The 24,349-nt window shown below is 52.7% G+C and carries 24 protein-coding genes, 2 tRNA genes and 1 pseudogene; 18 read left to right on the top strand and 9 right to left on the bottom strand.

Annotated elements, in window-relative coordinates; translation table 11 throughout:
- Position 1 precedes the first annotated feature (1 nt).
- From prfA to BGL48_RS01940, 9 genes are all read left to right on the top strand, one after another.
- Positions 2–1,090 (top strand): peptide chain release factor 1, encoded by a 1,089-nt coding sequence (gene prfA / locus BGL48_RS01980; protein ID WP_069361082.1) that lies wholly within the window; start codon positions 2–4, stop codon positions 1,088–1,090.
- Positions 1,090–1,935 (top strand): peptide chain release factor N(5)-glutamine methyltransferase, encoded by an 846-nt coding sequence (prmC, locus tag BGL48_RS01975; RefSeq protein WP_069361081.1) that lies wholly within the window; start codon positions 1,090–1,092, stop codon positions 1,933–1,935. The genes prfA and prmC overlap by 1 nt, the downstream gene beginning before the upstream one ends.
- 31 nt (positions 1,936–1,966) lie before the next feature.
- A complete protein-coding gene (locus tag BGL48_RS01970) occupies positions 1,967–2,350 on the top strand; it encodes a SirB2 family protein (protein WP_069361178.1) in 384 nt (127 codons plus the stop codon).
- 2 nt (positions 2,351–2,352) lie between these two features.
- Entirely contained in the window at positions 2,353–3,162 is an 810-nt protein-coding gene (locus BGL48_RS01965) for a SirB1 family protein (RefSeq protein ID WP_069361080.1), read from the top strand.
- A gap of 31 nt (positions 3,163–3,193) precedes the next feature.
- Positions 3,194–4,045: a 3-deoxy-8-phosphooctulonate synthase gene (gene kdsA, locus BGL48_RS01960; protein WP_069361079.1), complete on the top strand. Its 852-nt coding sequence runs from the start codon at positions 3,194–3,196 to the stop codon at positions 4,043–4,045.
- A 254-nt stretch (positions 4,046–4,299) separates the two neighbouring features.
- Positions 4,300–5,646, top strand: coding sequence for a Na+/H+ antiporter NhaC family protein (locus BGL48_RS01955; RefSeq protein WP_069361078.1), 1,347 nt, complete (start codon positions 4,300–4,302; stop codon positions 5,644–5,646).
- Between the two features lie 272 nt (positions 5,647–5,918).
- Entirely contained in the window at positions 5,919–7,592 is a 1,674-nt protein-coding gene (ushA, locus tag BGL48_RS01950; RefSeq protein ID WP_069361177.1) for a bifunctional UDP-sugar hydrolase/5'-nucleotidase UshA, read from the top strand.
- Between the two features lie 98 nt (positions 7,593–7,690).
- The gene (gene ybaK / locus BGL48_RS01945; protein ID WP_069361077.1) at positions 7,691–8,164 is read left to right on the top strand and encodes a Cys-tRNA(Pro) deacylase; all 474 of its coding nucleotides are present in this window, start codon (positions 7,691–7,693) and stop codon (positions 8,162–8,164) included.
- Between the two features lie 17 nt (positions 8,165–8,181).
- Positions 8,182–8,799 carry a LysE family translocator gene (locus BGL48_RS01940; protein ID WP_046073686.1) on the top strand — a complete coding sequence of 206 codons (618 nt, stop codon included), beginning with the start codon at positions 8,182–8,184 and terminating at the stop codon, positions 8,797–8,799.
- A 70-nt stretch (positions 8,800–8,869) separates the two neighbouring features.
- On the opposite strand, the gene smrA is transcribed toward BGL48_RS01940, so the two are convergent.
- Positions 8,870–9,454: a DNA endonuclease SmrA gene (gene smrA, locus BGL48_RS01935; protein WP_083238382.1), complete on the bottom strand. Its 585-nt coding sequence runs from the start codon at positions 9,452–9,454 to the stop codon at positions 8,870–8,872.
- 145 nt (positions 9,455–9,599) lie between these two features.
- Positions 9,600–9,737: a DUF3149 domain-containing protein gene (locus BGL48_RS01930; protein ID WP_046073685.1), complete on the bottom strand. Its 138-nt coding sequence runs from the start codon at positions 9,735–9,737 to the stop codon at positions 9,600–9,602.
- 306 nt (positions 9,738–10,043) lie between these two features.
- Here BGL48_RS01930 and BGL48_RS01925 point away from each other — a divergent pair.
- Positions 10,044–10,120, top strand: a tRNA-Pro gene (locus BGL48_RS01925).
- 126 nt (positions 10,121–10,246) lie between these two features.
- Positions 10,247–10,323: transfer RNA gene (locus BGL48_RS01920), tRNA-Pro, on the top strand.
- Between the two features lie 53 nt (positions 10,324–10,376).
- Here the strand turns inward: BGL48_RS01920 and BGL48_RS01915 are convergent.
- Positions 10,377–10,814, bottom strand: a complete 438-nt coding sequence (locus BGL48_RS01915) for a DUF411 domain-containing protein (protein ID WP_069361076.1) — start codon at positions 10,812–10,814, stop codon at positions 10,377–10,379.
- Between the two features lie 12 nt (positions 10,815–10,826).
- Positions 10,827–13,769, bottom strand: a complete 2,943-nt coding sequence (locus tag BGL48_RS01910; protein ID WP_083238380.1) for a cation transporter — start codon at positions 13,767–13,769, stop codon at positions 10,827–10,829.
- Between the two features lie 103 nt (positions 13,770–13,872).
- Between BGL48_RS01910 and cueR the strand changes: the two genes are divergently transcribed.
- Positions 13,873–14,334: a Cu(I)-responsive transcriptional regulator gene (cueR, locus tag BGL48_RS01905; RefSeq protein WP_069361075.1), complete on the top strand. Its 462-nt coding sequence runs from the start codon at positions 13,873–13,875 to the stop codon at positions 14,332–14,334.
- 3 nt (positions 14,335–14,337) lie between these two features.
- Here cueR and BGL48_RS01900 read toward each other — a convergent pair whose 3' ends face one another.
- From BGL48_RS01900 to tesA, 3 genes are all read right to left on the bottom strand, one after another.
- Positions 14,338–15,192 (bottom strand): thioredoxin family protein, encoded by an 855-nt coding sequence (locus BGL48_RS01900; RefSeq protein ID WP_069361174.1) that lies wholly within the window; start codon positions 15,190–15,192, stop codon positions 14,338–14,340.
- Positions 15,193–15,624: 432 nt separating this feature from the next.
- Positions 15,625–16,470: an SDR family oxidoreductase gene (locus BGL48_RS01895; protein WP_069361074.1), complete on the bottom strand. Its 846-nt coding sequence runs from the start codon at positions 16,468–16,470 to the stop codon at positions 15,625–15,627.
- A gap of 11 nt (positions 16,471–16,481) precedes the next feature.
- Complete coding sequence (gene tesA / locus BGL48_RS01890) at positions 16,482–17,096, bottom strand: multifunctional acyl-CoA thioesterase I/protease I/lysophospholipase L1 (protein WP_069361073.1); 615 nt, start codon at positions 17,094–17,096, stop codon at positions 16,482–16,484.
- Between tesA and BGL48_RS01885 the strand changes: the two genes are divergently transcribed.
- Together BGL48_RS01885 and BGL48_RS01880 are read left to right on the top strand one after the other, a co-directional pair.
- A complete protein-coding gene (locus BGL48_RS01885) occupies positions 17,095–17,781 on the top strand; it encodes an ABC transporter ATP-binding protein (protein ID WP_069361072.1) in 687 nt (228 codons plus the stop codon). The two genes, tesA and BGL48_RS01885, sit on opposite strands and share 2 nt — an antisense overlap.
- A complete protein-coding gene (locus tag BGL48_RS01880) occupies positions 17,771–20,212 on the top strand; it encodes an ABC transporter permease (RefSeq protein WP_069361071.1) in 2,442 nt (813 codons plus the stop codon). The genes BGL48_RS01885 and BGL48_RS01880 overlap by 11 nt, the downstream gene beginning before the upstream one ends.
- A 129-nt stretch (positions 20,213–20,341) precedes the next feature.
- On the opposite strand, the gene BGL48_RS01875 is transcribed toward BGL48_RS01880, so the two are convergent.
- Complete coding sequence (locus tag BGL48_RS01875) at positions 20,342–21,238, bottom strand: TIGR01777 family oxidoreductase (protein ID WP_069361070.1); 897 nt, start codon at positions 21,236–21,238, stop codon at positions 20,342–20,344.
- Positions 21,239–21,464: 226 nt separating this feature from the next.
- Here BGL48_RS01875 and BGL48_RS01870 point away from each other — a divergent pair, with 226 nt between their 5' ends.
- Genes BGL48_RS01870 through BGL48_RS01855 form a run of 4 tightly spaced genes read left to right on the top strand, consistent with a single transcriptional unit; the run spans position 21,465 to position 23,748 of the window.
- Positions 21,465–22,190: a DUF1538 domain-containing protein gene (locus tag BGL48_RS01870; protein ID WP_069361069.1), complete on the top strand. Its 726-nt coding sequence runs from the start codon at positions 21,465–21,467 to the stop codon at positions 22,188–22,190.
- Entirely contained in the window at positions 22,187–22,969 is a 783-nt protein-coding gene (locus BGL48_RS01865; RefSeq protein WP_069361068.1) for a DUF1538 domain-containing protein, read from the top strand. The genes BGL48_RS01870 and BGL48_RS01865 overlap by 4 nt, the downstream gene beginning before the upstream one ends.
- Positions 22,970–22,978: 9 nt before the next feature.
- Positions 22,979–23,329 (top strand): P-II family nitrogen regulator, encoded by a 351-nt coding sequence (locus tag BGL48_RS01860; protein WP_069361067.1) that lies wholly within the window; start codon positions 22,979–22,981, stop codon positions 23,327–23,329.
- Positions 23,326–23,748, top strand: coding sequence for a CBS domain-containing protein (locus BGL48_RS01855; protein ID WP_069361066.1), 423 nt, complete (start codon positions 23,326–23,328; stop codon positions 23,746–23,748). Before BGL48_RS01860 ends, BGL48_RS01855 begins: the two co-directional genes overlap by 4 nt.
- 249 nt (positions 23,749–23,997) lie before the next feature.
- On the opposite strand, the pseudogene BGL48_RS15950 reads toward BGL48_RS01855, so the two are convergent.
- Positions 23,998–24,265 (bottom strand): annotated as a pseudogene (locus tag BGL48_RS15950) (transposase); the annotation flags it as partial.
- Positions 24,266–24,349: the final 84 nt, after the last annotated feature.

Genomic DNA, 24,349 nt, shown 5'->3' with positions numbered 1-24,349 from the left:
TATGAAAGCATCAATATTAGCCAAGCTAGAGTCGCTATCTGAGCGTTACGAAGAAGTTCAGCACCTGCTCGGCACCCCAGATATCATTAATGATCAGAACAAATTCCGCGCGTTGTCGAAAGAGTATTCGCAGCTGGAAGAGGTGATCAAGTGCTTTACTGAGTTCAAGCAAGCGCAAGAAGACTTGGCGGCTGCCCAAGAGATGGCCAACGAAGATGACGCAGAGATGCGTGAAATGGCGCAAGAGGAAGTCGCGCAGGCTGAACAAACCATTGAGTCACTGACCGATCAGCTCCAGATTTTGCTATTGCCGAAAGATCCGAACGATGATCGCAATTGCTTCCTAGAAATTCGCGCCGGTGCCGGTGGGGATGAAGCCGGGATTTTTGCCGGGGATTTATTCCGCATGTATAGCCGTTATGCTGAGCAGCGCGGCTGGAAGTTAGAAATCATCAGTGCCAGTGAAGGGGAGCACGGCGGCTTTAAAGAAGTGATTGCCCGTGTTGCCGGAGAAGGTGCGTATGGTGTGCTCAAGTTTGAATCTGGCGGCCATCGCGTTCAGCGCGTGCCCGCAACAGAATCACAAGGGCGCGTGCATACCTCGGCCTGTACTGTGGCGATTTTGCCAGAAATCCCAGAAGCGGAAGCGCCAGAGATTAACCCAGCTGATCTGAAAGTTGATACCTTCCGTGCATCCGGTGCCGGTGGTCAGCACGTCAACACCACAGATTCTGCCATCCGTATTACCCACTTGCCGACTGGCACTGTGGTGGAATGTCAGGATGAGCGCTCACAACACAAAAACCGCGCCAAAGCGATGTCGGTACTGGCAGCACGCTTGATTAAAGCGGAAGAAGAAAAGCGCGCCGCAGAAGAAGCGTCAACGCGCCGTAACCTGTTAGGCTCGGGTGATCGCTCAGACCGTATTCGCACCTACAATTATCCGCAAGGGCGGGTATCGGATCACCGAATCAACCTGACCTTGTATCGTCTCGACGATGTCATGCAAGGTGACCTGGATAGCTTGGTCGACCCGGTGATTCAAGAGCACCAAGCCGACCAACTTGCCGCCTTGTCTGAGCAGCAATAATGACAGCGACGATCAGCGCATTACTGGCCGATAGCACCACAGAGCTGACCGCTTTATCGGGCGGCGCTGCAGGCGTCGACGTTAGGGCGTTGCTCTGCCATGTGTTAGGACAACCAAGCAGTTATCTTTACACTTGGCCAGAGCGCAAACTCACCGCCGCACAATTAGCGCAATTTCGTCAGTTGTTTGCTCGTCGTCTACAAGGCGAGCCCGTGGCGTATATTTTGGGTTACCGCGATTTTTGGACGCTACGACTCAATGTGTCACCGACCACTTTAATCCCGCGTCCTGAAACCGAGCTGCTGGTGGAACAAGCGCTGGCCGTGTTGCCTGCCACGCCTTGCCGTGTGCTGGATTTAGGCACCGGAACGGGGGCTGTGGCTTTAGCCATTGCCAGCGAGCGGCCTGATGTCACCGTTGTGGGGATTGACCTGATGCCTGAAGCGGTTGCCTTAGCAAGCCGAAATGCGCACGACAACCACCTCTCAAACGCCCACTTTATTCAAAGCGACTGGTTCAGCGCACTCAGTGATATGAATCGGTTTGAGGTGATTGTGAGTAACCCACCGTATATTGACGGCGATGATCCACACCTTCAGCAAGGCGATGTCCGCTTTGAACCCGCCAGTGCTTTGGTCGCCGAAGAAAGTGGCTTAGCCGCGATTCGTCACATCGGCCAAACCGCGCCCACGTATCTGGTCGATGGGGGCTGGTTGATGGTCGAGCATGGTTATAACCAAGGCGAAGCGGTCCGGGCGGCATGGAAAGACGCCGGCTGGCCCGATGCCAAAACCCAACAAGATTACGCTGGGCTCGATAGAATCACCTTGGCACAGCGACTTTAACTGACACTGATAGGAAGCAGGAATCGTTATGATCTACATGGCTCTTAAGCACACCCACTTACTTACCGTGGTGTTAAGCCTTTCGTTATTCGTTATCCGATTTGTCTGGGTGATGCGTGGCAGTGAGATGATGAATAAAAAATGGGTCAAGGTCACCCCGCATGTGGTCGATACCCTATTACTAAGCACCGGTGTGGCGCTGATTTTTGTGACCGGGTTTATTCCTTTCACCGAATCCGGCGCGTGGCTGACAGAAAAGCTGACCTGTGTCTTAGCTTACATTGCCTTGGGCTTTGTCGCCTTGCACTACAGCCGAGGCAAACTGTTCCGCACTGTGGCCTTTCTAGGCGCATTGGGGTGGGCCTATGCCGCGGCGAACCTTGCATTACTCAAAGTTCCTCACGTAATGGGATAAACATGATGCCATTAACCGATCAACAATTAGACACGCTCACACTGGCAGAGGGGGCGGCGACCCTGAACCATGCCATCGACTCGTCAGTCGATGTGCATCAGATTAAAGCGTCGCTGGATCGCCTTGCCGACGAAGCCGAGCACCAGCTTGGCGCCGAGCCCGATATGGCATTACGACTGGATGGCCTGTGTCGTCTTTTTTATCACCAGTGGCAATTTAAAGGCGACATCGAGCAGTGCTTTTCATCGGATAATGTCTTTATTAATAAGGTGTTAGAGCGTAAAACTGGGATCCCAGCTTCATTGGGCGCTGTCTTCTTATACTTGTGCGAGCGCTTGTCGCTGCCGGTTAAGCCAATGGCGTTCCCCAGCCAGCTGGTGCTGCGTATTGATGAGTTAGAGGACGCCCCCGTTTTCATCAACCCGTTTAACGGCGAACGGGTTAACGAGCGCATTTTGCGTGGCTGGCTCAAAGGAAGCCAAGGCCCACTTGCCGAGCTTGAAGCGTCGCACTTGCAGCCAAGTGACAACCCCACCATTATCGGTCGTTGGCTTACTGTGGCGAAAAGTGCGCTATTACGGGAAGAAAAATACGCCATGGCGCTGCGTTGTAGTGAACTGGCGCTAACCTTTAGCCCTGATGATCCTTACGAGATTCGCGACCGCGGCTATATTTTCCAACAACTGGATTGCGATCGTGTGGCGGCGACTGATTACGAGTATTTTATTGAGCAATGCCCGGATGATCCGGCAGCAGAGCTGCTAAAAATGCAAGTAAAAGCGCTTAACGAAGAGCAACCGACGTTACATTGATGCGTGATCACGCATGACTAAGGATACCTGTATGACGCAAAAAACCGTCCACATTGGTGACACCCCTGTTGCCAACGATCGCCCGTTTACCTTGTTTGCTGGCATGAACGTGCTGGAATCACGCGATTTGGCCATGCAAATTTGTGAGCATTACGTCAAGGTGACCGACAAGCTTGGCATTCCCTATGTTTTCAAAGCTTCATTCGACAAAGCGAACCGCTCATCAGTGCATTCTTACCGTGGCCCGGGCATGGAAGAGGGGCTCAAAATCTTTGAAGAGCTAAAAAGCACCTTCGGCGTCAAAGTGATTACTGACATCCACGAGCAATATCAAGCGGCACCGGTAGCGGAAGTGGCAGATGTGATCCAATTGCCCGCCTTCTTAGCGCGCCAAACCGACTTGGTTGAAGCCATGGCCAAAACCGATGCGGTGATCAACGTTAAAAAACCCCAGTTTATGAGCCCTGGCCAAGTCGGCAACATCGTCGACAAATTTGCCGAGTGCGGCAACGAAAAAGTGATTTTGTGTGAGCGTGGTAGCTGCCACGGTTACGATAACTTGGTGGTGGATATGCTCGGCTTTGATGTGATGAAAAAGGCCTCTAACGGCAGCCCGATCATCTTTGATGTCACCCACGCGCTGCAATGTCGTGATCCACAAGGCGCGGCGTCTGGTGGCCGCCGTCAGCAAACGGTTGATCTAGCCCGTGCGGGTTTAGGCACTAAAATTGCCGGTTTGTTTATCGAAGCGCATCCAGACCCAGACAATGCCCGTTGTGATGGCCCGTCAGCGCTGCCGCTAGATAAACTCGAGCCTTTCCTCGCACAAATGAAAGCGCTGGATGATGTGATTAAAAACTTTGAAGAGATTGATATCCGCTAATTAGCGGTCGATCGATACCCATAAAAAGCTGCCGAAATGGCAGCTTTTTTTGTCTGTATTGAAACACAATAGGTCAGCCAGTGACGGGCGCGGTTCCTAGGATAAAAGGGAAGGTCAGCTGTTGCTGAGTAATGAGTCAGCAATCTAGACAAGCAATCAAGATATTTAGATGTTTAGACGTCCATTTGTTGACTGGACGGCTAGAGGTCTGTAACCTTGATCACAGTTTTAAAAGAGGTATTACAAAAACTGCCATGACAACATCAGCAAACACCGCACCGCGGCCCTCGGCGCTCGCACTTCTCCCGCTACTTTTATTTTTAACCCTTTTTATCGGAGCGGGGGTGTATTTTACTCTAGAAGGTGCGGACTACGCGTTTTATCAGCTTCCTGCGCACGTCGCTATTCTGCCTGCAGTGATCCTGGCCATTGGCTTGAGCCGTGAGCGCCTGAACACCGCCATTGAACAATTTATTCGCGGTATGGGACACGGCGACATTATTGCGATGTGCTTAATTTATCTGCTCGCCGGTGCTTTTTCCGCGGTCGCCGATGCCACGGGTGGGGTAGAGGCCACGGTCAATCTGGGACTGACCCTGATCCCAGAGAGCTTGATCTTACCCGGACTATTTGTGATTGCGGCGTTTATCTCTACGGCAATGGGCACCTCGATGGGCACCATTGCCGCATTAGCGCCTTTTGCATTGAATATGGCGACAGCCACGGGGCAGGCACCGGCGGTGATGGCCGGTGTACTGCTAAGCGGGGCGATGTTTGGTGATAACCTTTCTTTTATCTCTGACACCACCATCGCCGCGACGCGCTCACAAGGCTGTAGCATGCGTGACAAGTTCAAAGAGAACGTGGGGATAGCCATTCCCGCCGCAATCGCCGCGATTATTCTGTTTGTGTTTAACAACCAAAGCGCACCCGTCGACGCACCAGGGAGCATTAACTATCTGGCGGTATTACCCTATTTGTCGATCATTGTATTGGCGCTGGCGGGATTAAACGTGTTTGTGGTGCTCACCGCTGGGATTGCCTTGGCGCTGTGTGTGGGGTTAATGAGCACCCCTGACTTCACGTTGCTGACCTTCAGCCAAGAGGTCAAAGCAGGTTTTGCCAGCATGCAAGAAATCTTTGTCTTGTCGCTGATGATTGGCGGGATCGCCGAGCTGATGCGTTGCCAAGGTGGGCTGAGCTTTTTGACCCAGGCGGTGAATCGGGTGATCGCTCGGTTTGAAAAAAACCGTGGCTCGCATCACTCCCGCGCGAGTGAATTTGGTATCGCCTTGTTAGTGTCTTTTTCTAACTTGTGTACCGCCAACAACACGGTTGCGATTGTGGTCTCTGGGCAAGTGGCGAAAAACATCGCCAGTGAGCACGCGGTGCCGGCCAAACGCAGTGCCAGCTTGTTGGATATCTTTTCCTGCGTGGTACAAGGCCTGATCCCTTATGGCGCACAAATCCTGCTCCTCGGTGCCAGCTTTGGCTTGTCGCCGTTGGTGATTGTTAGCCACTCTTACTATTGTTTCTTCCTCGCCGCGTCGGCATTGATTGCGGTGATTAGCCGCCGATGGTGGCAAGCGCGTCGCGCTTAATCGCCATGGTTGACACATCACGGCGCTGTCTTTTCTTGTCTAGATAGGTAAGCAAAGGCTGCGCCGTTTTTGATCTGTCTAGAGTTCAGACTCTATAAATTTTGTCTCGATCACCAAAGTCGCCTTGCCTAAGCGTTGTAAGGTGATCGCAGCAACAAAAATATGAAATCACTCAGCACCATAGCATCAATTCTTTTAGACTAGATAGCGTTTTATAACCACCGACAATGATGTCGATGGTGGTTTATCCATCGCTAAAAAGGTCTATGATCATGAAGGAACGTCTTTGTTTGAAGGCAGCGGTCAGCGCTGCATTAATTGCCTCATTGGCAGGCTGTGCCAACTCTGGTTCAGAGACACAAGAGCAAGGTTGGGCGCCAGATACTACTTATAAACTCACCATTCTTCATACCAACGATCACCACGGTCGTTTCTGGCACAACCGCTATGGCGAATACGGCATGGCAGCACGTAAAACCTTGATTGATGATCTGCGCGCAGAAGCCAAAGCGGAAGGCAGCCAAGTACTGCTCCTGTCGGGCGGCGACATCAACACGGGTGTCCCAGAGTCAGATTTGCTGCAAGCCGAGCCTGATTTCAAAGGGATGACCCAAATTGGTTACGATGCAATGGCCATTGGTAACCACGAGTTCGATAACCCGCTTAGCGTGCTTGAACAGCAAATGCAGTGGGCTGACTTCCCGATGCTTTCTGCCAACATTTACGACAAAGAAACCGGTGAGCGTAAGTATCAGGCTTACGAGATGTTTGAGCGCAATGGGTTGAAAATTGCGGTTGTGGGTCTGACCACCGAAGACACGGCCAAAATCGGTAACCCAGAATACATTGGTTCTCTCGACTTCCGCGACCCGAAAGCCGAAGCGAAAAAAGTGATCGCCAAGCTGAAAGAAACCGAGAAGCCCGACATCATTATCGCCGCGACCCATATGGGTCACTACGCCGACGGTAAGAGCGGCGTGAATGCCCCAGGCGATGTGGCGCTAGCACGTTACATGGATGACGGTGATCTCGACCTTATCATCGGCGGCCACTCACAAGAGCCTGTGTGTATGGAAGGCCCGAACATGTATAACAAGAGCTTCGAGCCTGGGGATGCATGTACGCCAGACCAACAAAATGGCGCGTGGATTATGCAAGCTCACGAATGGGGTAAGTATGTCGGTAAAGCGGAATTTGAATTCCAAAACGGCGACCTTAGCCTGGTTAGCTATGACCTGATCCCGGTTAACCTGAAGAAGAAAATTAAGGTTGATGGCGAGAAAAAACGCGTCTTTATTCAAGATGAAATTGAAAAAGACCAAGCGCTGTATGATTTCTTGAAGCCTTACCAAGACAAAGGGCAAGAAAAGCTGAGCGTGAAAATTGCCGAGAGCAACGGCAAGCTAGTGGGCGATCGCAACATTGTGCGCTTCCAGCAGACTAACCTAGGTCGTCTGATAGCCACCGCTCATATGGAACGCGCCAAAGCAGACTTTGCGGTCATGAACTCAGGCGGTGTGCGTGACTCTATCATTGCCGGTGACATCACCTATAAAGACGTGCTCAAAGTGCAGCCATTTGGCAATATGGTCACCTATACCGACATGAGCGGTAAAGAAGTGATGGATTACCTCAATGTGGTTGGAACCAAGCCAGTTGATTCGGGTGCTTACGCGCAATTTGCGGGTCTGTCGATGGTCGTTGAAGACGGTAAAGTCCATGACGTGAAGATTGGCGGTGAGCCCATTGATATGGATAAAACCTATCGCTTCACCGTGCCAAGCTTTAACGCTGCAGGCGGCGACGGCTATCCAAAACTGACTAATCACCCTGGTAACGTCAATACTGGCTTTGTTGATGCAGAAGTATTGAAAGACTATCTGGAAGCCAACAGCCCAATCGATGTTAATGACTATGCGCCACAAGGCGAGATCGTTTACAAATAAATGGCTGTAAGATTGTCAGAACAAAAAGCGGTACCGATGCGGTGCCGCTTTTTTTATGTAATCATTAGTGACGGGTTTACAAACAAGTGGCAAAAACGATGACGCCTGCAATTAAATTAGCAGAAAAACAAAGCATTGCGTTTGAAGTTCACCAGTACCAGCACGATCCGAATAACCTTAATTTTGGTGAAGAAGCTGTCCAAGCGTTAGGGCAAGACCCGGCTCGGGTATTCAAAACACTATTGTTTTGTATTAATGGTGACAGCAAGCAGCTAGCGGTGGCGGTTGTCCCCGTCAAAGGCACCCTCAACCTAAAAGCCGCTGCCAAAGCCGCGGGTGGCAAGAAAGCAACCATGGCCGATCCGCAAGTGGCCCAGCGCACAACAGGCTACCTGGTCGGAGGGATAAGCCCGCTTGGTCAGAAAAAGCGGCTACCGACGTTTGTCGACAGCTCCGCGCAGCAGTTTGAGACGATTTGTGTCAGTGCCGGGCGGCGTGGACTGGAAATCGAACTCTCACCGGACGATCTGCTGTCTTTGACTGCGGGGCACTATGCCGCGATTGGCGAATAAATAAGAAGGATACATAGATGACTCTTACCATTTGGGCGTCGCTCGCCTTGGTTTGCATGCTTGGGGCGATGTCGCCCGGGCCGAGCTTGGTGGTAATGGCAAAGCATAGCCTTGCCAATAGTCGCTTACATGGCATTGTGGCTTCATGGGCGCATGCCTTGGGGGTTGGCCTCTACGCGCTAATTACCATGTTAGGGTTGGCGGTTATCTTTAAACAATCCCCGTTGCTTTTTACCGTCATTGCCTATGCCGGCGCTGGCTATCTCGCTTGGCTAGGAGTGAAATCATTGCTCAGTAAAGGCGGGGTGGCAGCTAAATTAGAAGCGGGACAACCCGCCAGTTTAGGCGAGGCGGCACGTGATGGGGCGATGATCTCGATGCTCAACCCAAAGCTGGCACTATTTTTTATTGCCTTGTTTAGCCAGTTTGTTGCGGTGGGCACGGACTTATTTAGTCGTAGTGTGATTGTGCTGACGCCATTATTGATTGATGGGCTCTGGTACACCTTGATAGCCTTTTTGTTATCCAGCCCTGCCATTGTCGACAAGCTACGTCACCACGGCGCGTGGGTGGATAAGCTTTCAGGCGTGGTGTTGATTGCGCTGGCGGTACGTGTGGTGGTGACGCTGCAATAGTGAGGCGCAGCTAGAGGCAACAAACAGACGCGTTAATAAAAAGACTGGCAGCCCGCCAGTCTTTTTGCATTTAGGGGCGGTGACTTAAGTGGCGCTCGCGGGTTTCTAGCTTTTTCTCTTGGCTTTTTTTGATCATCACATATAACGCGCCGGTACCGCCTTGATGACGCAGTGCCGAGTGGTAGCAGAGCACATCTGAAATTTGTTGTAGCCACTGACAGACATAGCTTTTCATCATTGCCTGTGGGTTACTACGCTCGCCTTTTCCATGCACAATGATCACAGTACGCACATCCATACGCTGGCATTGTTTTAAAAAACGTAAAATTTCATCTCGGGCTTTTTCCAATGACATCTTATGCAGGTCGAGCCTTGCGTTGACGTCATATTTGCCCAGTCGTAGTTTACGAAACACGCCATCCTGTACGCCATCGCGCTTGTAGGCCATCACCTCGTCGGGCTTGACCATCTGGGCGTACTCGAGTGACAGGTATTCAGGATCGCTGTTTGCCAGTTTCTGTGCGGCCTGTTGGCGTGCAAGCTGGGCCTCAGTGGGCTGATGCGAGCCTGTTTGCTCCTCAACCGTGTCCTGCTTGATGGGTGCCACGTCTGACATCATTTCTCGAAACAGCTCAAATTCATTTTTATCACTCATCACTACAGTGCCATGTGCGTCGTGGAGTCATTTGGGGACAGTATAAACGAAAATAAAAAAAGAAACCTAGAGCCACACTCTGTGACCAACCATGCAACTCCAGGTTAAGCAAGTTTGCTTAAAGATAGGTAGGCAATAAAACAGGTTATTGAGGTTTGGAAGTCATCACTTTGTAGACAAAATAGCCGCCGAAAAAGCTGATCAGGCCAAATGTACAGATGATGACAATCATGGATGACAAGCCCACGGCGTTGCCGAAAAGTAGATCAAGCCAAAAGTCCATAGTCTGTACCCTCGCGTCCGTTAATGTAGGGTCAGGATGCCAATAGGAAGCGGGTTGAATACTGATCAGGATCAAGAGAAATGGCGAACAAATTATCAACATTTGTTAACAACGATCTGATCACAAACTGCGCGCAACTGATGCGACTTTCACCGTTTAGAGCGGTTGAATGAAAAAATAAGCCGCTAGGGCTTGAGGTTTCTCGGTGCTTGAGTATGATAGGCGACTTCAGCAGCGAGGATGCACTTAAACGCATACTAAGCTGCTTGACAAGTTCGATGCCCATTCGTAAAACTTGTCAGATATCGGTGAATAGCGCAGTTTGGTAGCGCATCTGGTTTGGGACCAGAGGGTCGGGGGTTCGAATCCCTCTTCACCGACCATTATTCAGTTAGTGGAGAGCGCGTTTGGTCGGGGGCCGGAAGCCGGTCCAATCGAAGCCCTCTTCACCGACCATTATTTTAAAACTGAGTGATCTAAGGTTACTTGGTAGACGTAAAAAGCATTAACGGTGAATAGCGCAGTTTGGTAGCGCATCTGGTTTGGGACCAGAGGGTCGGGGGTTCGAATCCCTCTTCACCGACCAACAAGAAACCCCAGCCGAGAGGCTGGGGTTTTTTCGTTATGCTGACGGTGAGCCTATGGCTTTGGGTAATGCTGGAAGGCTTGCGTGTTGCCTGCGTCATCAAACGCCATCACTGTGTAGGGCTGGTGGCGGTCACCATATTCCATTCCTGGCGAGCCAATCGGCATGCCAGCGACAGCGAGACCTTCTAACCCAGTATTGGTAGCGAGTAGCTTTTTCACCTCTTTGGCTGGTACATGCCCTTCAATCACATAGCCGTTGATACGTGCGGTATGGCACGATTGCATATCGGCAGGTACGCCCATCTCTTGCTTAATGGACGCCATATCGTCATGCGGTTTAACCTCCAGCTCAAAACCGGCTTGCGCCATGTGCTCAACCCAATCGTCGCAACAGCCACAGCTGGGAGATTTATACACCACACCGCTCGCGGCCATCGCTGAGGCACTCATCAGGCTCACGACTCCAGCAAGTAGTTGTAAACGCTTCATTCTCGCTCCTTGTTACTTATTGTCTGATTTTATTTTGAAAAAACGTAGTCGATTGGCGTTGGTGACAACCGTAATCGAAGATAGCGCCATCGCGCCTCCTGCGATTACTGGGCTGAGCAACATGCCAGTGAATGGATAAAGGATGCCGGCCGCGACTGGGATCCCTAAGGTGTTATAAATAAAGGCACCAAAGAGGTTCTGCTTCATATTGCGCACGGCGGCTTGAGACAAAGCAATCGCGTTAGCCAATGCCCCTAGGTGCTGGTGCATCAGAGTGATTTGCGCACTTTCTATGGCAATATCACTGCCACTGCCCATGGCGACACCCACATCGGCTTGTGCGAGTGCAGGGGCGTCATTAATGCCGTCACCGACCATCGCCACACGTTTGCCTTGCTGTTGCAGCTGTTGAATTTGTTCCGATTTACCATCGGGTAGCACCCCAGCAATCACATGATCGATGCCTAGCTGACGACCAATGGCATTGGCGGTATCAGGATGGTCACCAGAGAGCATGATCACTTCGAGCCCTTGCGATTGCAGGTTGGCAATCGCCTCAATCGCATCGTCGCGAATAGGATCACTGACGCCAATCAGCGCTTGCACACTGTCTGCATTGGCAAGATAGATGGCAGTCTCGCCACGCTGAGTCATGGCGTCGATGTCACTTTGATAGGAGGCAGTCTCGATCCCTTGTGCGTCCATCCAGGCTTGGTTGCCAATGAAGTAACGCGTACCATCAATTTGCGCCTGGATCCCCTTGCCAGACTCGCTGTTAAAGTCGTTTGACGTTGGCAGTGAGAGATCCTGTGCCTTGGCATCATTAACAATGGCCTGCGCCAGCGGATGCTCGGAGTGTTGCTCCAGCGAGGCGGCGATCGCCATCAAACGCGCTTGGTCGCCGTTAATAGCTTTTACATGGGTCACTTCCGGCTGGCCGCGTGTCAATGTCCCGGTTTTATCAAACACTAGGGTATGGAGCTTGGCCGCAGTTTGTAGCGCATCCGCATCACGAATTAATACCCCGACTTCGGCAGCGCGACCGACCGCCGCGGTGACCGATAAAGGCGTGGCGAGGCCAAGCGCACATGGACAAGCGATGATTAGCACCGTGGTCGCGGTGACTAGCATGTAGCTGACCGACGGCTCGGGGCCGACAACATACCAGATAGCCGCTGTAACCAACGCAATAGCGACCACGATGGGTACAAACACCGCGGAAATGCGATCGGCAAGCTTGGCCAGCTCGGGTTTACTGCTCTGTGCTTCGCGCACCAAATCGATAATACGCGCCAGCATGGTATCGCTACCCACACCAGTGGCTTTAAGCGTCAGGCTCCCTTTTTGGTTGACTGTCCCCGCGTGCAGCGTGTCTCCCTGCTGTTTGCTGACCGGCACGGGCTCACCCGTGAGCATAGACTCATCAATATAGCTGCTACCATCAACCATTTCACCATCCACAGGGACTTTGGCACCCGGTTTCACGCGCAGCGTCATGCCTTGTTCCACATCACTTAGTGGGCGCTCGGTTTCTTGGCCATTTTCAATCACTAGGGCAGTGGGCGGCTGCAAATCAAGCAGCTGGTCAAGCGCTTTGGAGGTGTTGGCACGTGCGCGCGCCTCAATCGCGTGGCCTAAGCTGATTAAACCAATGATCATCGCTGAGGCTTCAAAGTACACATGACGCGCCTGCTCGGGGAACAAGGCAGGGGCGAGCACCACCGCGGTAGAATACAGCCATGCTGCGCCTGTCCCGAGTGCCACCAAGGTATCCATGGTAGCCCGTTTGTGCTTCAGCGCTTGCCAGGCATTGGCGAAGAAATGACGCCCCCCGGTAGCGAGCAGCAAGAGGGTAAGGATGGCTACCGAGCCCCAAGCCCACTGATCTTGGCTGGATTGAATGGTCATACTGCCACCCAATATTCCCCAAGCCATAATCGGGCCACCCAGGCCCAAGCCAGCGATCGTGCTGCGTTTAAAGTTTTTCAATTCCGCGGCTTGTTGGTGCTGCTGGCGCTCGCGACGATCATTGTCATCCTCGACTTTCTCAGCGCCATAGCCGGCGTTTTCCACGGCCTCAACGATGGTGTCAGGTACGGCATCACCTTTTACAATCGCACTGCGCTCGGCCAGATTCACACTCACATTGGCCACGCCATCCACACTGCTGATGGCAGTTTCAACACTTTTGACACAGCTTGCGCATGTCATGCCAGATAACACAAACTGCATACGTGAATGGCTGGATGAGGTTTCAGTGCGTGGCGGCGTTTCGGCCTGTTGGTCAACCTCAGTGGTCGTAGTTTGAGGTTGATGCGGCTCGGTGGATGAGGGCGTTTCTTGGCTGGGGTCGATGAGTGTGGCCTCAAAGCCTAAAGATGTGATCGTTTCAATCAGCGTCTCGGCGCTAAGCGTCGTGCGTACGGTCGCCGCGTCTTTGCTGACTTGGTAGTCAAAAACCGCATCGTTTTCATCGAACGCACGCTCTACTTTCGCCACGCAGTGACCGCAGCTTAACCCCGATAATGCCAATTGATGCTGATAACCGACTTGATAGCCAAGGTTCTCAATGGTTTGGATGATGGACGCCAAGCTCAAGCTGGTGTGAATATCTGCATGAGTTTTACTGACCGAATGAGAAAACACCGTGGGCTGCTCGTCCAGCGCTGCTTCGACTTTGGCCACACAGCGGCCGCAGTTTAGCCCGCTTAAGACCAAGTGATAATGCTCACCGACCTGATACCCGAGCGCTTCAATCGCGTTGACTGCTTGGCGTAGTGGGTACTCAGTGCTCTCACCCAGGGCTTCTAACGACACTGACTGGGTATCAATGTTCTCAATGCGAATCCCGTCGATACCCTCAAGCGCTTTTGTCGCTTTTTTCACACAGCCTTGGCAGCTTAAGCCACTCAGCGGCAGTGTGTAGTCGGTGATGTGAGTGTCGGTGGTGGTCATTGCCTCTCCTTATCGCCTGACATGATTCGATGTTGGCGTTTGTCGCAACGTCAGTTAGGCTAAACTGTAAACCTTATAGCTACTGGAAGGTCAAGCGAGAAAAATGAAGATTCAACAAGTGGCAGAGAAAACTGGCCTCACCAGCAAAACCATTCGCTTTTACGAGCAGAAAGGGCTGATCACCCCGCCGCATCGAGCGGAAAACGGCTATCGCGATTATCGCGAGCAGCATATCAATGAGCTGCAAATGATCCGCCGTGCGCGATTAGTGGGCTTTACCTTGGAAGAAAGTGCGGATTTGTTAGCGTTATCGCGCGATCCGTCGTTACGCAGTGCCGATGTCAAAGCGCGCGCCGAGACAAAATTGGTAGAGATTGATGAGAAAATGGCAGAACTGGCGGCAATGAAAACCACCCTGCACGCTCTAACGCAGGCCTGTCCGGGAGATGGTGACGCGCAGTGCCCGATTATCGAAGCACTGCGCGGTGACAGTGAGCTAGGCGAGTTAGACACCAGCTCCTCAAGTTGTTGCGCGTCAGGGGCTGAACCGCCCGCGACAAACTAGCATTTAGTAAAGCAGCGAATAGAGCTGACGACGATAACGCGACGCGACTTCATTGCCTTGGCCGAGTGCGGTAAGAATATCCATCAGGGTTTTCTTGGCTTCACCCTCGCCATGATTCATATCGCGGCGAAGAATCTTCATCAGTAACTCCAGCGCCTCTTCACTGCGATTAATCTGATTATATTGCACCGCCAACTCATAAGCGACGTTGGCGTCGTCTGGGCTTTCCTCGAGTTGGGCCTGAAGGCGGCGGATTTCAGGGGCATCAATCGCTTGGTTATGCAGCTCAATTTTTGCCACCAAGCTTTTGTAGGTGGCATCTTGATCTTGCATCAGCACGGTGTCGAGCAGCGCTTGCGCCGCATCAAACTGATGGGTCTCGACCAAGCATTCCGCCATCGCCAGCTTATACTCGCCTTTATCGCCGTGACTGGTTTCCAGTGGCTTTAAAATGACCAAGGCATCGGTATAGTTACCTTCGGCCATGAGCTGACGCGCTTGCTCGAACGCTTGATCTTCTTGACTAGGTAGGTGCTTATCAAGCATTTCGCGCACTGTGTCGTAGTTTTGTGGGCCAGCTAAACCGTCTACCGGCTGACCGTCTTTAAACAGCGCCAGAGTTGGCAGTGCACGGACGCCAAATTGCGCGGCAATCATTTGTTGCGCTTCGCAATCGATGGTTGCAAGGGTAAAGGTGCCATGACTGTCGTGAGCAAGTTGTTCGACGGTGGGTTTTAGCTCCACGCTTTCGGGCATCATGTTCGCCCAAAAGTACACCAATACGGGCGTGCGAGACGATGACTCGAGAATTTGCTGAAAATTATGCTCGGTTAATTCGACAATATAGTTTGCGTTCATCATGGATCCTGACCAAGTGGATTTTCCTTAAGGGTGGGGGCAAACGTGCAGAAATTCAAGCAACTGGGCCTGTATTTGGGCGTGTGATGGCGGATCGAACCGAAAGGTGAAAAGGGGCGAAACGTAACAGCTACGAAAAAGCCACCCGAAGGTGGCCTATTTCGTCGGTCTGCAAGCGAAGTCATTACAAAGCAAGTGCGAGTTACAACACGAGCACCACGCACAAAGCGACGCTCAAGCAGAGCCAGTTCAATTGATGCAAGGTCATCAGCCGGCTCCTTTATGATTGTTATCGAGGATGTTGCGTTGTCGATGGACAGTGTCCTAACGGACGTTGTCCACCAGTGACTACCAGATTAGCGCTCGTCTATGACAAAAGTATGACAAATGCGACAGCAGCCACGCTTTTGTGGTGGTTTTTTCGCTGTTGCATCAACCGCCTTTGAGCAATACCCGATCGAGCCAGCGGCTGGGTAACACGCGTTTTAGAACCGCCATCCACACCGTGGGCTGAGTGACTCGATAACGTATCTTGGGGCGAGGCGAGAACAAGGCATGCGTCAGCGGCGCGACAAGCGCGTCGGCAGGCAGGGTATATTTGTTGCCGCCTTCGTCCGCCGCGAGGCGGTCAAGTTGGGCTTGGTAGGCCTGCTGATGACGGCTTTTATTGGGCTCGACCCAGTGTTTAAAGGCGCTGAGCGCATTGGCACGAAATGCCGTTTCAATTGGGCCAGGCTCAATCAAGCTCACCTTAATCGGTGTGTCGCTCAGCTCTAAACGCAAAGTATCGGTCCAGCCTTCGAGGGCAAACTTGCTGGCGTTATAGGCGCCGCGATATTTCAATGCCACGATACCCAGCACCGAGCTGTTTTGCACAATGCGTCCTTCGCCGTAATTAAGCAGCATCGGCAATAAGGCTTGGGTTAAATGGTGCCAGCCAAACACATTGGTCTCAAACTGAGCGCGTAAGGCATCGGTGGGCAAATCTTCCAGCGCGCCGGGTTGGCCATAAGCACCGTTATTAAACAGCGCAAAAAGCTTGCCACCCGTCATTTGCTCAACCGCCTCGACTGCTTGGTTGATGCTGGCCGTGTCTGACACATCTAACTGAATACAAGTTAGGCCTTCTTGCTGTAAACGGCTGACATCGTCAGCCTTTCGGCAACTGGCGATCACCGTGTGTCCTTGCTCATGCAAGGCTTTGGCGCAGGCATAGCCGATGCCGGTGGAGCAGCCAGTGATTAAAATGGCGTTATTAAGCGGTGAGGCAGTGTCCATAAGATCCCCGTTCATGATTGAGTTGCGTCAGACAAGTAAGGCGCGAGTTTTTCTGCCATAAAATCGGCAATCCAAGCTTGTGCGGCGGGCATCGGGTGAATGCCATCATCACGCATCCATTCAGGCTTTTGGATCACAGTCTCCATAAAAAAGGGCAGCAAGGGGGTTTGTGTTTGCGCCGCCAGTGTAGGATAAATATCAGCAAACCCTTGTGCATAGCGCTGACCATAATTAGGCGGGATTTGGATTTGCACCAACAAAGGCGTGGCATCGGCCGCGCGAGTTTGGGTGATCAATTGCTTAAGGTTGTCTCGTATACGTTTAAATGGCCAACCGCGTAGGCCATCGTTGCCGCCGAGTTCAATCAGCACCCATTCGGGCTGGTGGCGTTCTAATAATTGCGGCAGACGCTGCAGGCCATTGGCGGTGGTGTCGCCGGAAATACTGGCGTTAATCACCTCAACCTCGACATTATGTTCTTCGAGCGCGCGCGGTAGTTTAGCAGGCCAGGCTTGTTCAGCCGCCATTTGGTAGCCAGCGCTTAAGCTGTCACCAAGGACAAGGAGCGTTTGTGCACTGGCACTGCTCACCCACAAAAAACACAACAAAGTAAGGATGCGTAACATGGCCTCTCCTGTTATTCGAGCCGAAAAAATTGCAAAACATGTCGTGACACGCGAACAGCCGCTTACCATTCTGCAGGATGTCTCGCTACAAATCGAGGCAGGCGAGTCGATTGCATTAATGGGGGTGTCCGGCGCAGGGAAATCCACCTTGATGACCTTGCTTGCCGGATTAGATACGCCCAGTGAAGGCGAGGTCGATCTACTTGGCTACAAGCTTTCCACCTTGGATGACGATGCGCGCGCGGCGCTGCGAGCCGAATCAGTGGGGTTTGTGTTCCAAAGTTTTTTACTGGTGCCGTCACTGAACGCGCTTGAGAACGTGATGCTGCCGCTAACCATTCGCGGTGAGGAAGAAGATGAAACCCGCGCCAAGCAACTGCTGGCCTCGGTAGGGTTACAAGGACGGGAAACACACTTACCTTCACAGCTCTCTGGCGGGGAGCAGCAACGGGTGGCTCTGGCGCGCGCCTTTATTATCCGCCCGCACGTGTTATTTGCCGATGAGCCGACCGGCAACCTCGACCAAAAAACCGCGGCGACCATTATCGATTTATTGTTTGAACTAAACGAAAAGCATGGCACCACCTTGGTGTTGGTCACTCACGATCCGGCGCTGGCCAAGCGTTGTCAGCGTACCTTGATGATGGACAGCGGCAAACTACAGGAGCGAGTGAATGGCGAGTAAAAACGGACTACTCAATCGCTGGGCGTGGCGCGAACTGTTGCACGGGCAAATTTGGCCAGTGGCGGTGGCGCTGGCACTGATCATCACCTGTGTGTTTGCGCTGTCGGCATTGGCCGATCGCATTGAAAACGTGCTCACCCAGCAAGGGCGCAACCTGATTGCCGCCGATACCGTGCTGCGTGCTCGTCAGCCGCTTAATACCGAACAAATTGAGGCGTTTAAACAAGCCGGTGCCACGGTATCTGCACAAACCCGCTTTGGCACTATGGCGTTCAGCGAGCAAAAGATGCAGCTGGTGAGCGTGAAAGCGGTGGATAGCCTGTATCCGTTGCGTGGCGACTTGGTGCTGGAGCAAAACGGCCAAGCGATTGGCGGTGACCGACGTATTCAACCCGGTGAGCTATGGCTGTCTGAGCGGGTGTTCAGTTTGCTGAGCGTGAAACCCGGCGATACCGTCTCAATTGGTAACCTTGATCTCAACGTCAGCGGTACTTTGGCCGCCGAGCCGGAGCTGTCGTTTAACCCCTTTAGCCAGATGCCCGCGGTGATGATGCACCGTGCCGATGTACCTGCCGCCGGCGTGGTGCGCGAAGGCAGTCGGGTGCGTTATCGCTACTTTTTAACCGGTGACGAGCCCAGCCTAAGCGCGGCTAAAGCCAGTTATACACTGCAAGATGGTGAGCGCTGGGTGGATGAAAACACCTCTGATCGCACTGGCGATATGCTGGATCGCAGCCGTCAGTACTTGTCGTTAACTGTGGTGCTGGTGATTGTGATGGCCGCGGCCACCTTAACCTTAACCTGTCAGCACTATGCTAAAAGCCGCGCCGATTTGGTGGCGATGCTAAAAAGTTTAGGCGCCAGCCAACAATGGGTGCGACGCTGGTTGGCACGGCAGTTAACCTTATTGTTTGTCCTTGCCACCGCCGTGGGGTTAGCGGCGGGTTACACCCTCGAAGTGCTATTGCGCTTGCCGCTGACCGATGTGCTGCCCTCGCCATTACCCAGTTATGGCTGGGTGCCTTGGGTGCTTGCGCCCGGCGTCGCGCTGTTGGTGGCGCTGCCTGCCTTGGGCGTGCCGCTGCTTAAGCTGCTGGATGCGCCCGCGTTGGCCGCCGTGCAATCGCAGGCGGCTCGTGGGCGTCGCCGTCGCGGCACCGCGGCTGTTTTAATTGCGATACCGGTAGGGGCACTTGCGCTGTGGGCGTTCGACAACACCTTGCTATGGACAGTGCTGGGGGCGATGGCGGTAATGATCGTCTTGCTGGCATTGGCAGGGTTAGGGCTGCTTAGGTTGGTGAAATCACGGGTGCGTGCGCCGTCGGTCAAGCTCGCCTTAAGCCGAATTACCCGCAACAAACTGGCTAGCAGCGTGCAGTTAGGGGCACTGGCGATCTCCTTTATGCTCTTGGCGATTATCTGGCTGCTGCGCACTGACTTGCTCGCCGATTGGGGACGGATGCTGCCACCCGATGCGCCGAATGTGTTTGCGGTGAATATCGCCCCGAGTGAGCAGCAAGACTATGTAGGTGAACTCGATGACGCCAGCCTGATGCGCTCCGATGCCTACCCCATAGTGCGTGGCCGGCTGGTGGGCAAAAACGGTGAGCGCTACCAGATCCCCACCGATGAAGCCGAGCGTGATGAAGCGGACGAGGCCTTGCGCCGCGAGCTTAACTTCACCTGGCGCGAAACCTTGCCATCACACAATGAGGTGATTGCCGGAGACTGGCCAACCGAGAATGGTGTGTCAGTGGAGGCCGACATTGCCGAGCGCTTGGAGATTGAGATTGGCGACAGCCTGACCTTTAGCGTGACCGGCCAAGACTTTACCGCCACGGTGAACTCGATTCGTGAAGTAGAGTGGCGCAATATGCGGCCTAACTTCTATTTTATTTTCGACCGCGAGACACTCGCCGACAAACCCGCCAACTGGCTGGTGAGCTTCAGGCTCGACGAATCGCAAACGCCCTTGCTCAATCGCTTGGCGCGGGAGTATCCGACTGTCACGCTGCTTGATTTGCGCACCATGAGCAGCCGTATTCAGTCGATTTTGCGTCAAATTGGCTTGTCGCTTTCGGTGTTGGCGGGGCTGGCGGTGATCAGCGGCCTGTTACTGCTGCTCACCTTGCTGCGTATTAGCTTGAGCGAGCGTCAGCAGGAGATAAACCTCTATCGCACCTTGGGCGCGAGCCGCACCCGTATTCAGCGTACCTTGTGGAGCGAGTACGGCGTGATGGCCTTTGTGTCTGGCCTTATGGCGGTACTCGGCGCAGAAGCGGCGATGGTTGGCTTGCTTAAGTGGGGCTTTGAAATGGAGGTACGCCTGCATCCAGAGCTTTGGGCGGTGTTGCCGGTGTTGGCGGTGGCGCTGGTGTTTGTCACGGTCGCTTCGATGCTGCGTAAACTGATTGACCCGCAACGGCGTTAACAGGGGCGGTAAGCATCCTTGTTTCACGCATAACAAAGCGGGTATCAAGAAAGTTGATACCCGCTTTTTTGTATACAACGTCTAGCAAAATCCGGCTAATAACACCGCTTGTGCGAAAGACAAAAGCCGCTACTTAAACAAAGACTGCATCGCTTCTTCCACCTTGGGGTGCTGGAAATTAAAGCCCGCGTCCTCCAACGCATGGGGTAGGGCGCGCTGGCTATCGAGCAGCAAGTGCGAGGCTTCCCCCATCATGGTTTTAATCGCCAGAGTAGGGACAAAGAACACGTGTGGGCGTTTTAAAGCACGGGCAAGCGCCTGACTAAAACGTTTATTGGTGACCGGCTCTGGCGCGGTGCAGTTAAACGGCCCTTTAAGCTCAGGGGTATTGAGCAGGTGGATAATCGCGCCGACCATATCATCAATATGGATCCACGGCATGTATTGCTGGCCTTTACCAATGGGGCCGCCAAGGCCAAGTTTATACGGCAGCATCATCCGTTTGAGCGCGCCACCTTCAGCGCTTAACACCACGCCGGTGCGCAGCAAGCACACCCGCGTGTGTTGCGAGGCACCTTTCAAGGCAATTTTTTCCCATTGATGACACACATGCTGGGCAAAATCATCGGCATGAACCACCAAGGTTTCGTCAAAGCTGCGATCTTGCTGATCGCCGTAATACCCTACCGCCGAGCCGCTGATAAAGGTGTGAGGTGGGGTGCTGCTGGCATGGATTTTCTCGACCAGCTTTTCTGTCAGCCCCCAACGGCTGGTGCAGATGATGCCTTTTTGCTGCTCACTCCAGCGTTTATCGGCAATCGGCTCGCCCGCCAGATTGATAACCGCATCAATATCATTCAGGTGAGGGAGGTCATCAAGGCGCTCTAACGGCGTGACTTTATCGCCAAAGCACTGGGTGACCTTTTGCTTCGAGCGCGATAACACAGTGACCTGATGCTCGGTCAGCAAGCGAGGAATTAACGCCTGACCAATCAGGCCAGTGCCGCCAGTGATTAACAGTTTCATGCCTGATGTCCTAACGTCGAGTAATGGATGATATAGATAACGCTAAGAGGGTTTTAGACTTAGCGCAAGTGATTGCTTTGTATCCTGTTACGTACCGCAACCAAAATCGGTTTGATCGCGCAGTTTTCTCCTCTGCCCCTCGCACGCCAAATTGGGAGTGCTAACATAAATAGGCGCATAAAAAGTGTGTTTTTCATTTTACTACGCAGGGAGTCATGTCGCCTACATGCAAGCGTTATTCAAATCATTGCTAGGAAGCTTTCGCGATCTCTTACCCATCATCCTAGTGATTGGCTTTTTTCAAGTGATTGTCCTGCAACAACCGCTGCCCAACTGGATTTCGATTACCTTTGGCTTGGTGCTGGTGGTCGTGGGGCTGACCTTATTTGTATACGGCTTAGACATGGGATTATTCCCGATTGGCGAATCCATGGCACATTCGCTGGCCCATAAAGGCAGTTTAGGCTGGTTGATTGCGTTCGCGTTTTTGCTCGGTTTTGGCACCACTATTGCGGAACCCGCACTTACCGCGGTGGCGGCGGAAGCGGCAGATGTCGCCGCTAACGGCGGGATGATAAACACCACAGAGGCAGCCAAAGATAGCTACGCCAATGGGCTGCGGCTAACCGTGGCGCTTTCGGTCGGTTTTGCGATTGTGCTGGGGGTGGTGCGAATTATGAAAGGCTGGCCGATCCACCGTTTAATCATTGGCGGCTATTTGTTGGTGGTGGCAATGACCATGGTCGCACCGCCCAGCATTATCGGCATTGCCTATGACTCGGGTGGGGTGACCACCTCGACCATCACGGTGCCGCTAGTCACCGCGCTCGGCGTGGGGCTGGCGACCGTGATTAAAGGGCGCAACCCCATGGTGGATGGCTTTGGCTTGATTGCCTTTGCCTCGCTATCGCCGATGATCTTCGTGATGGCCTACGGCATGGTGGTGGCATGAACAATCCACTCACCTTGTTTCTCGACACCTTTTTCTCCACCGTGCGCGATGTGATCCCGATTATCGCGATCATCTTTGGCTTTCAGCTGTTTGTATTGCGCAAAGCGCTCAACAACCCCAAACGGATCTTTCTCGGTTTTTTCTATGTGATCTTGGGCTTGAGCCTGTTTTTAATGGGGCTGGAGCTGGCGCTATTCCCGCTGGGATCGTCGATGGCCGAGCAGCTGACCGCTCCCGATTTTGTCGGCGCAGCGCTCAAAGCAGGCGGCGAGATTAACTGGCAAGCCTATTACTGGGTGTATCTGTTTGCGGCGGCGATTGGCTTTAGCACCACGGTGGCTGAGCCCTCATTAATCGCGGTGGCGATCAAAGCCGCCAAAGTCTCAGGCGGGGCGATTCGGGTGAATGGGTTGCGCGCCTCAGTGGCACTGGGCGTTGCCATGGGGATTGCTTTGGGGTGCTACCGCATTGTGGTGGGCGATCCGCTCCATTATTACATCATCACCGGCTATGTAGTGGTGGTGATCCAAACCTATTTTGCCCCGCCGTTTATCGTACCTTTGGCCTATGATTCTGGAGGGGTGACCACCTCAACCGTGACCGTACCTTTGGTGACGGCGCTCGGGTTGGGGCTAGCCTCTACCGTACCGGGAAGAAATCCGATGCTCGATGGGTTTGGCTTAATTGCGTTTGCCAGTTTGTTTCCGATGATCACCGTGATGGGTTATGCCCAAATCACAGCCTATTTACAGAAAAAGCACGCACAGCGTTCATCGTAAGGAGAGCCTATGCGGTTCAAATTAATCATGGCGTTTATTGAAGATGCCAAAACCGATGCGGTGCTCGATGCCGCCAGACAAGCCGGCGCTACCGGCGCCACCATTATTAACAACGCGCGTGGCGAAGGCTTGGTTCAGAAAAAAACCTTTTTAGGGCTGACGCTGGATGTGCAGCGAGACGTAGCCATCTTCCTGGTGGAAGAGCACTTGGCACGCACCATACTCGAAACCATTAATGACGTGGGCGAGTTTGATGCCACCTCTGGCAGTGGTATCGCGGTGCAAATTGATGTGGAAGATGCCGTGGGCGTGGCCCACCAAATGCAAGAATTAACCGAAGTGGTGAAGGACGAGTTATGAAACAACATAAAACGGTAAGAGATGTGATGCATGCCCATGCCGTGTGTATTGATGGGCTCACCACGGTCGAAGAAGCGATCCGCATTGCACGCCAAGAAGATGTCAAAGCACTGATTATTAATAAACGCGATGATAGCGACGAGTTCGGCCTGGTGTTAATGAACGACATTGCCAAAAAAGTGCTCGCCAAAAACCGCGCCCCATCACGGGTGAATGTTTATGAAATTATGACCAAACCCGCTCTTAGCGTCTCCCCCGATATGAATGTGAAATACTGCGCCCGTTTATTCGAACGCTTCGGCATCAGCCGCGCCCCCGTAATCGAAAACGGCCAAGTCCTTGGCATGGTCAGTTATAACCTGATCGTGATCTACGGCATGCTCGCTGAAGAGGTGGAGAGTGAGCATAGGAAGGATTAGGGGGCAGATGGTGGTTTTGTAAGGAATGGGGGCTAGCTCATTTGTGCCCCATTTCGTGCCAGCGTCAATAACCTTACAAATCACGAAACGATGGCTTGACCTACTTTTTGTCTGTGTAATGTCTAGGGTCTGTTGACCTTTTGAGATAATTTTTGCAGCAGTTTGTGGGTTCTTTGTGCAAGGCAGAGGCTTTGAATTGTAGGAGCCTACATGATAAGCCGCCCTAGTAAATTGGAAGCTTACTAGGGCACACCAAAGAGGTATGTTAGCTAGCCTAAATACAGACCCTAGAAAACCTTGCAACGCTCTTAATGGCATAGAGAAAACGCGTTTTACCACTAGAGCTGTAGTAATGGCTAAGTCACTAAATCGGCGAGGCCTACCGTGCTTGCTCTGTTTGCTTTGATTCCGCTTGCTTATGGTTTCTTCATCGATCACAGAAAGTGAGTGAACCTCGGTTGATTAGGGCTTTGTTGTACTGCTTCCAGTTGGTTGTTTTGTAGAGAGTTTTTGGCATAAGGGCACGATTATTAACTGATGTAGCCGATCAGATCGTAACTTCCTGGTTTAGTTCCATAGAATTACGCAAGGCCGTGTCAGT

The sequence above is a fragment of the Salinivibrio sp. SS3 genome, from assembly GCF_001722105.1.
GTDB lineage: Bacteria > Pseudomonadota > Gammaproteobacteria > Enterobacterales > Vibrionaceae > Salinivibrio > Salinivibrio kushneri.
This window is presented reverse-complemented; position numbering and strand designations above follow the sequence as displayed.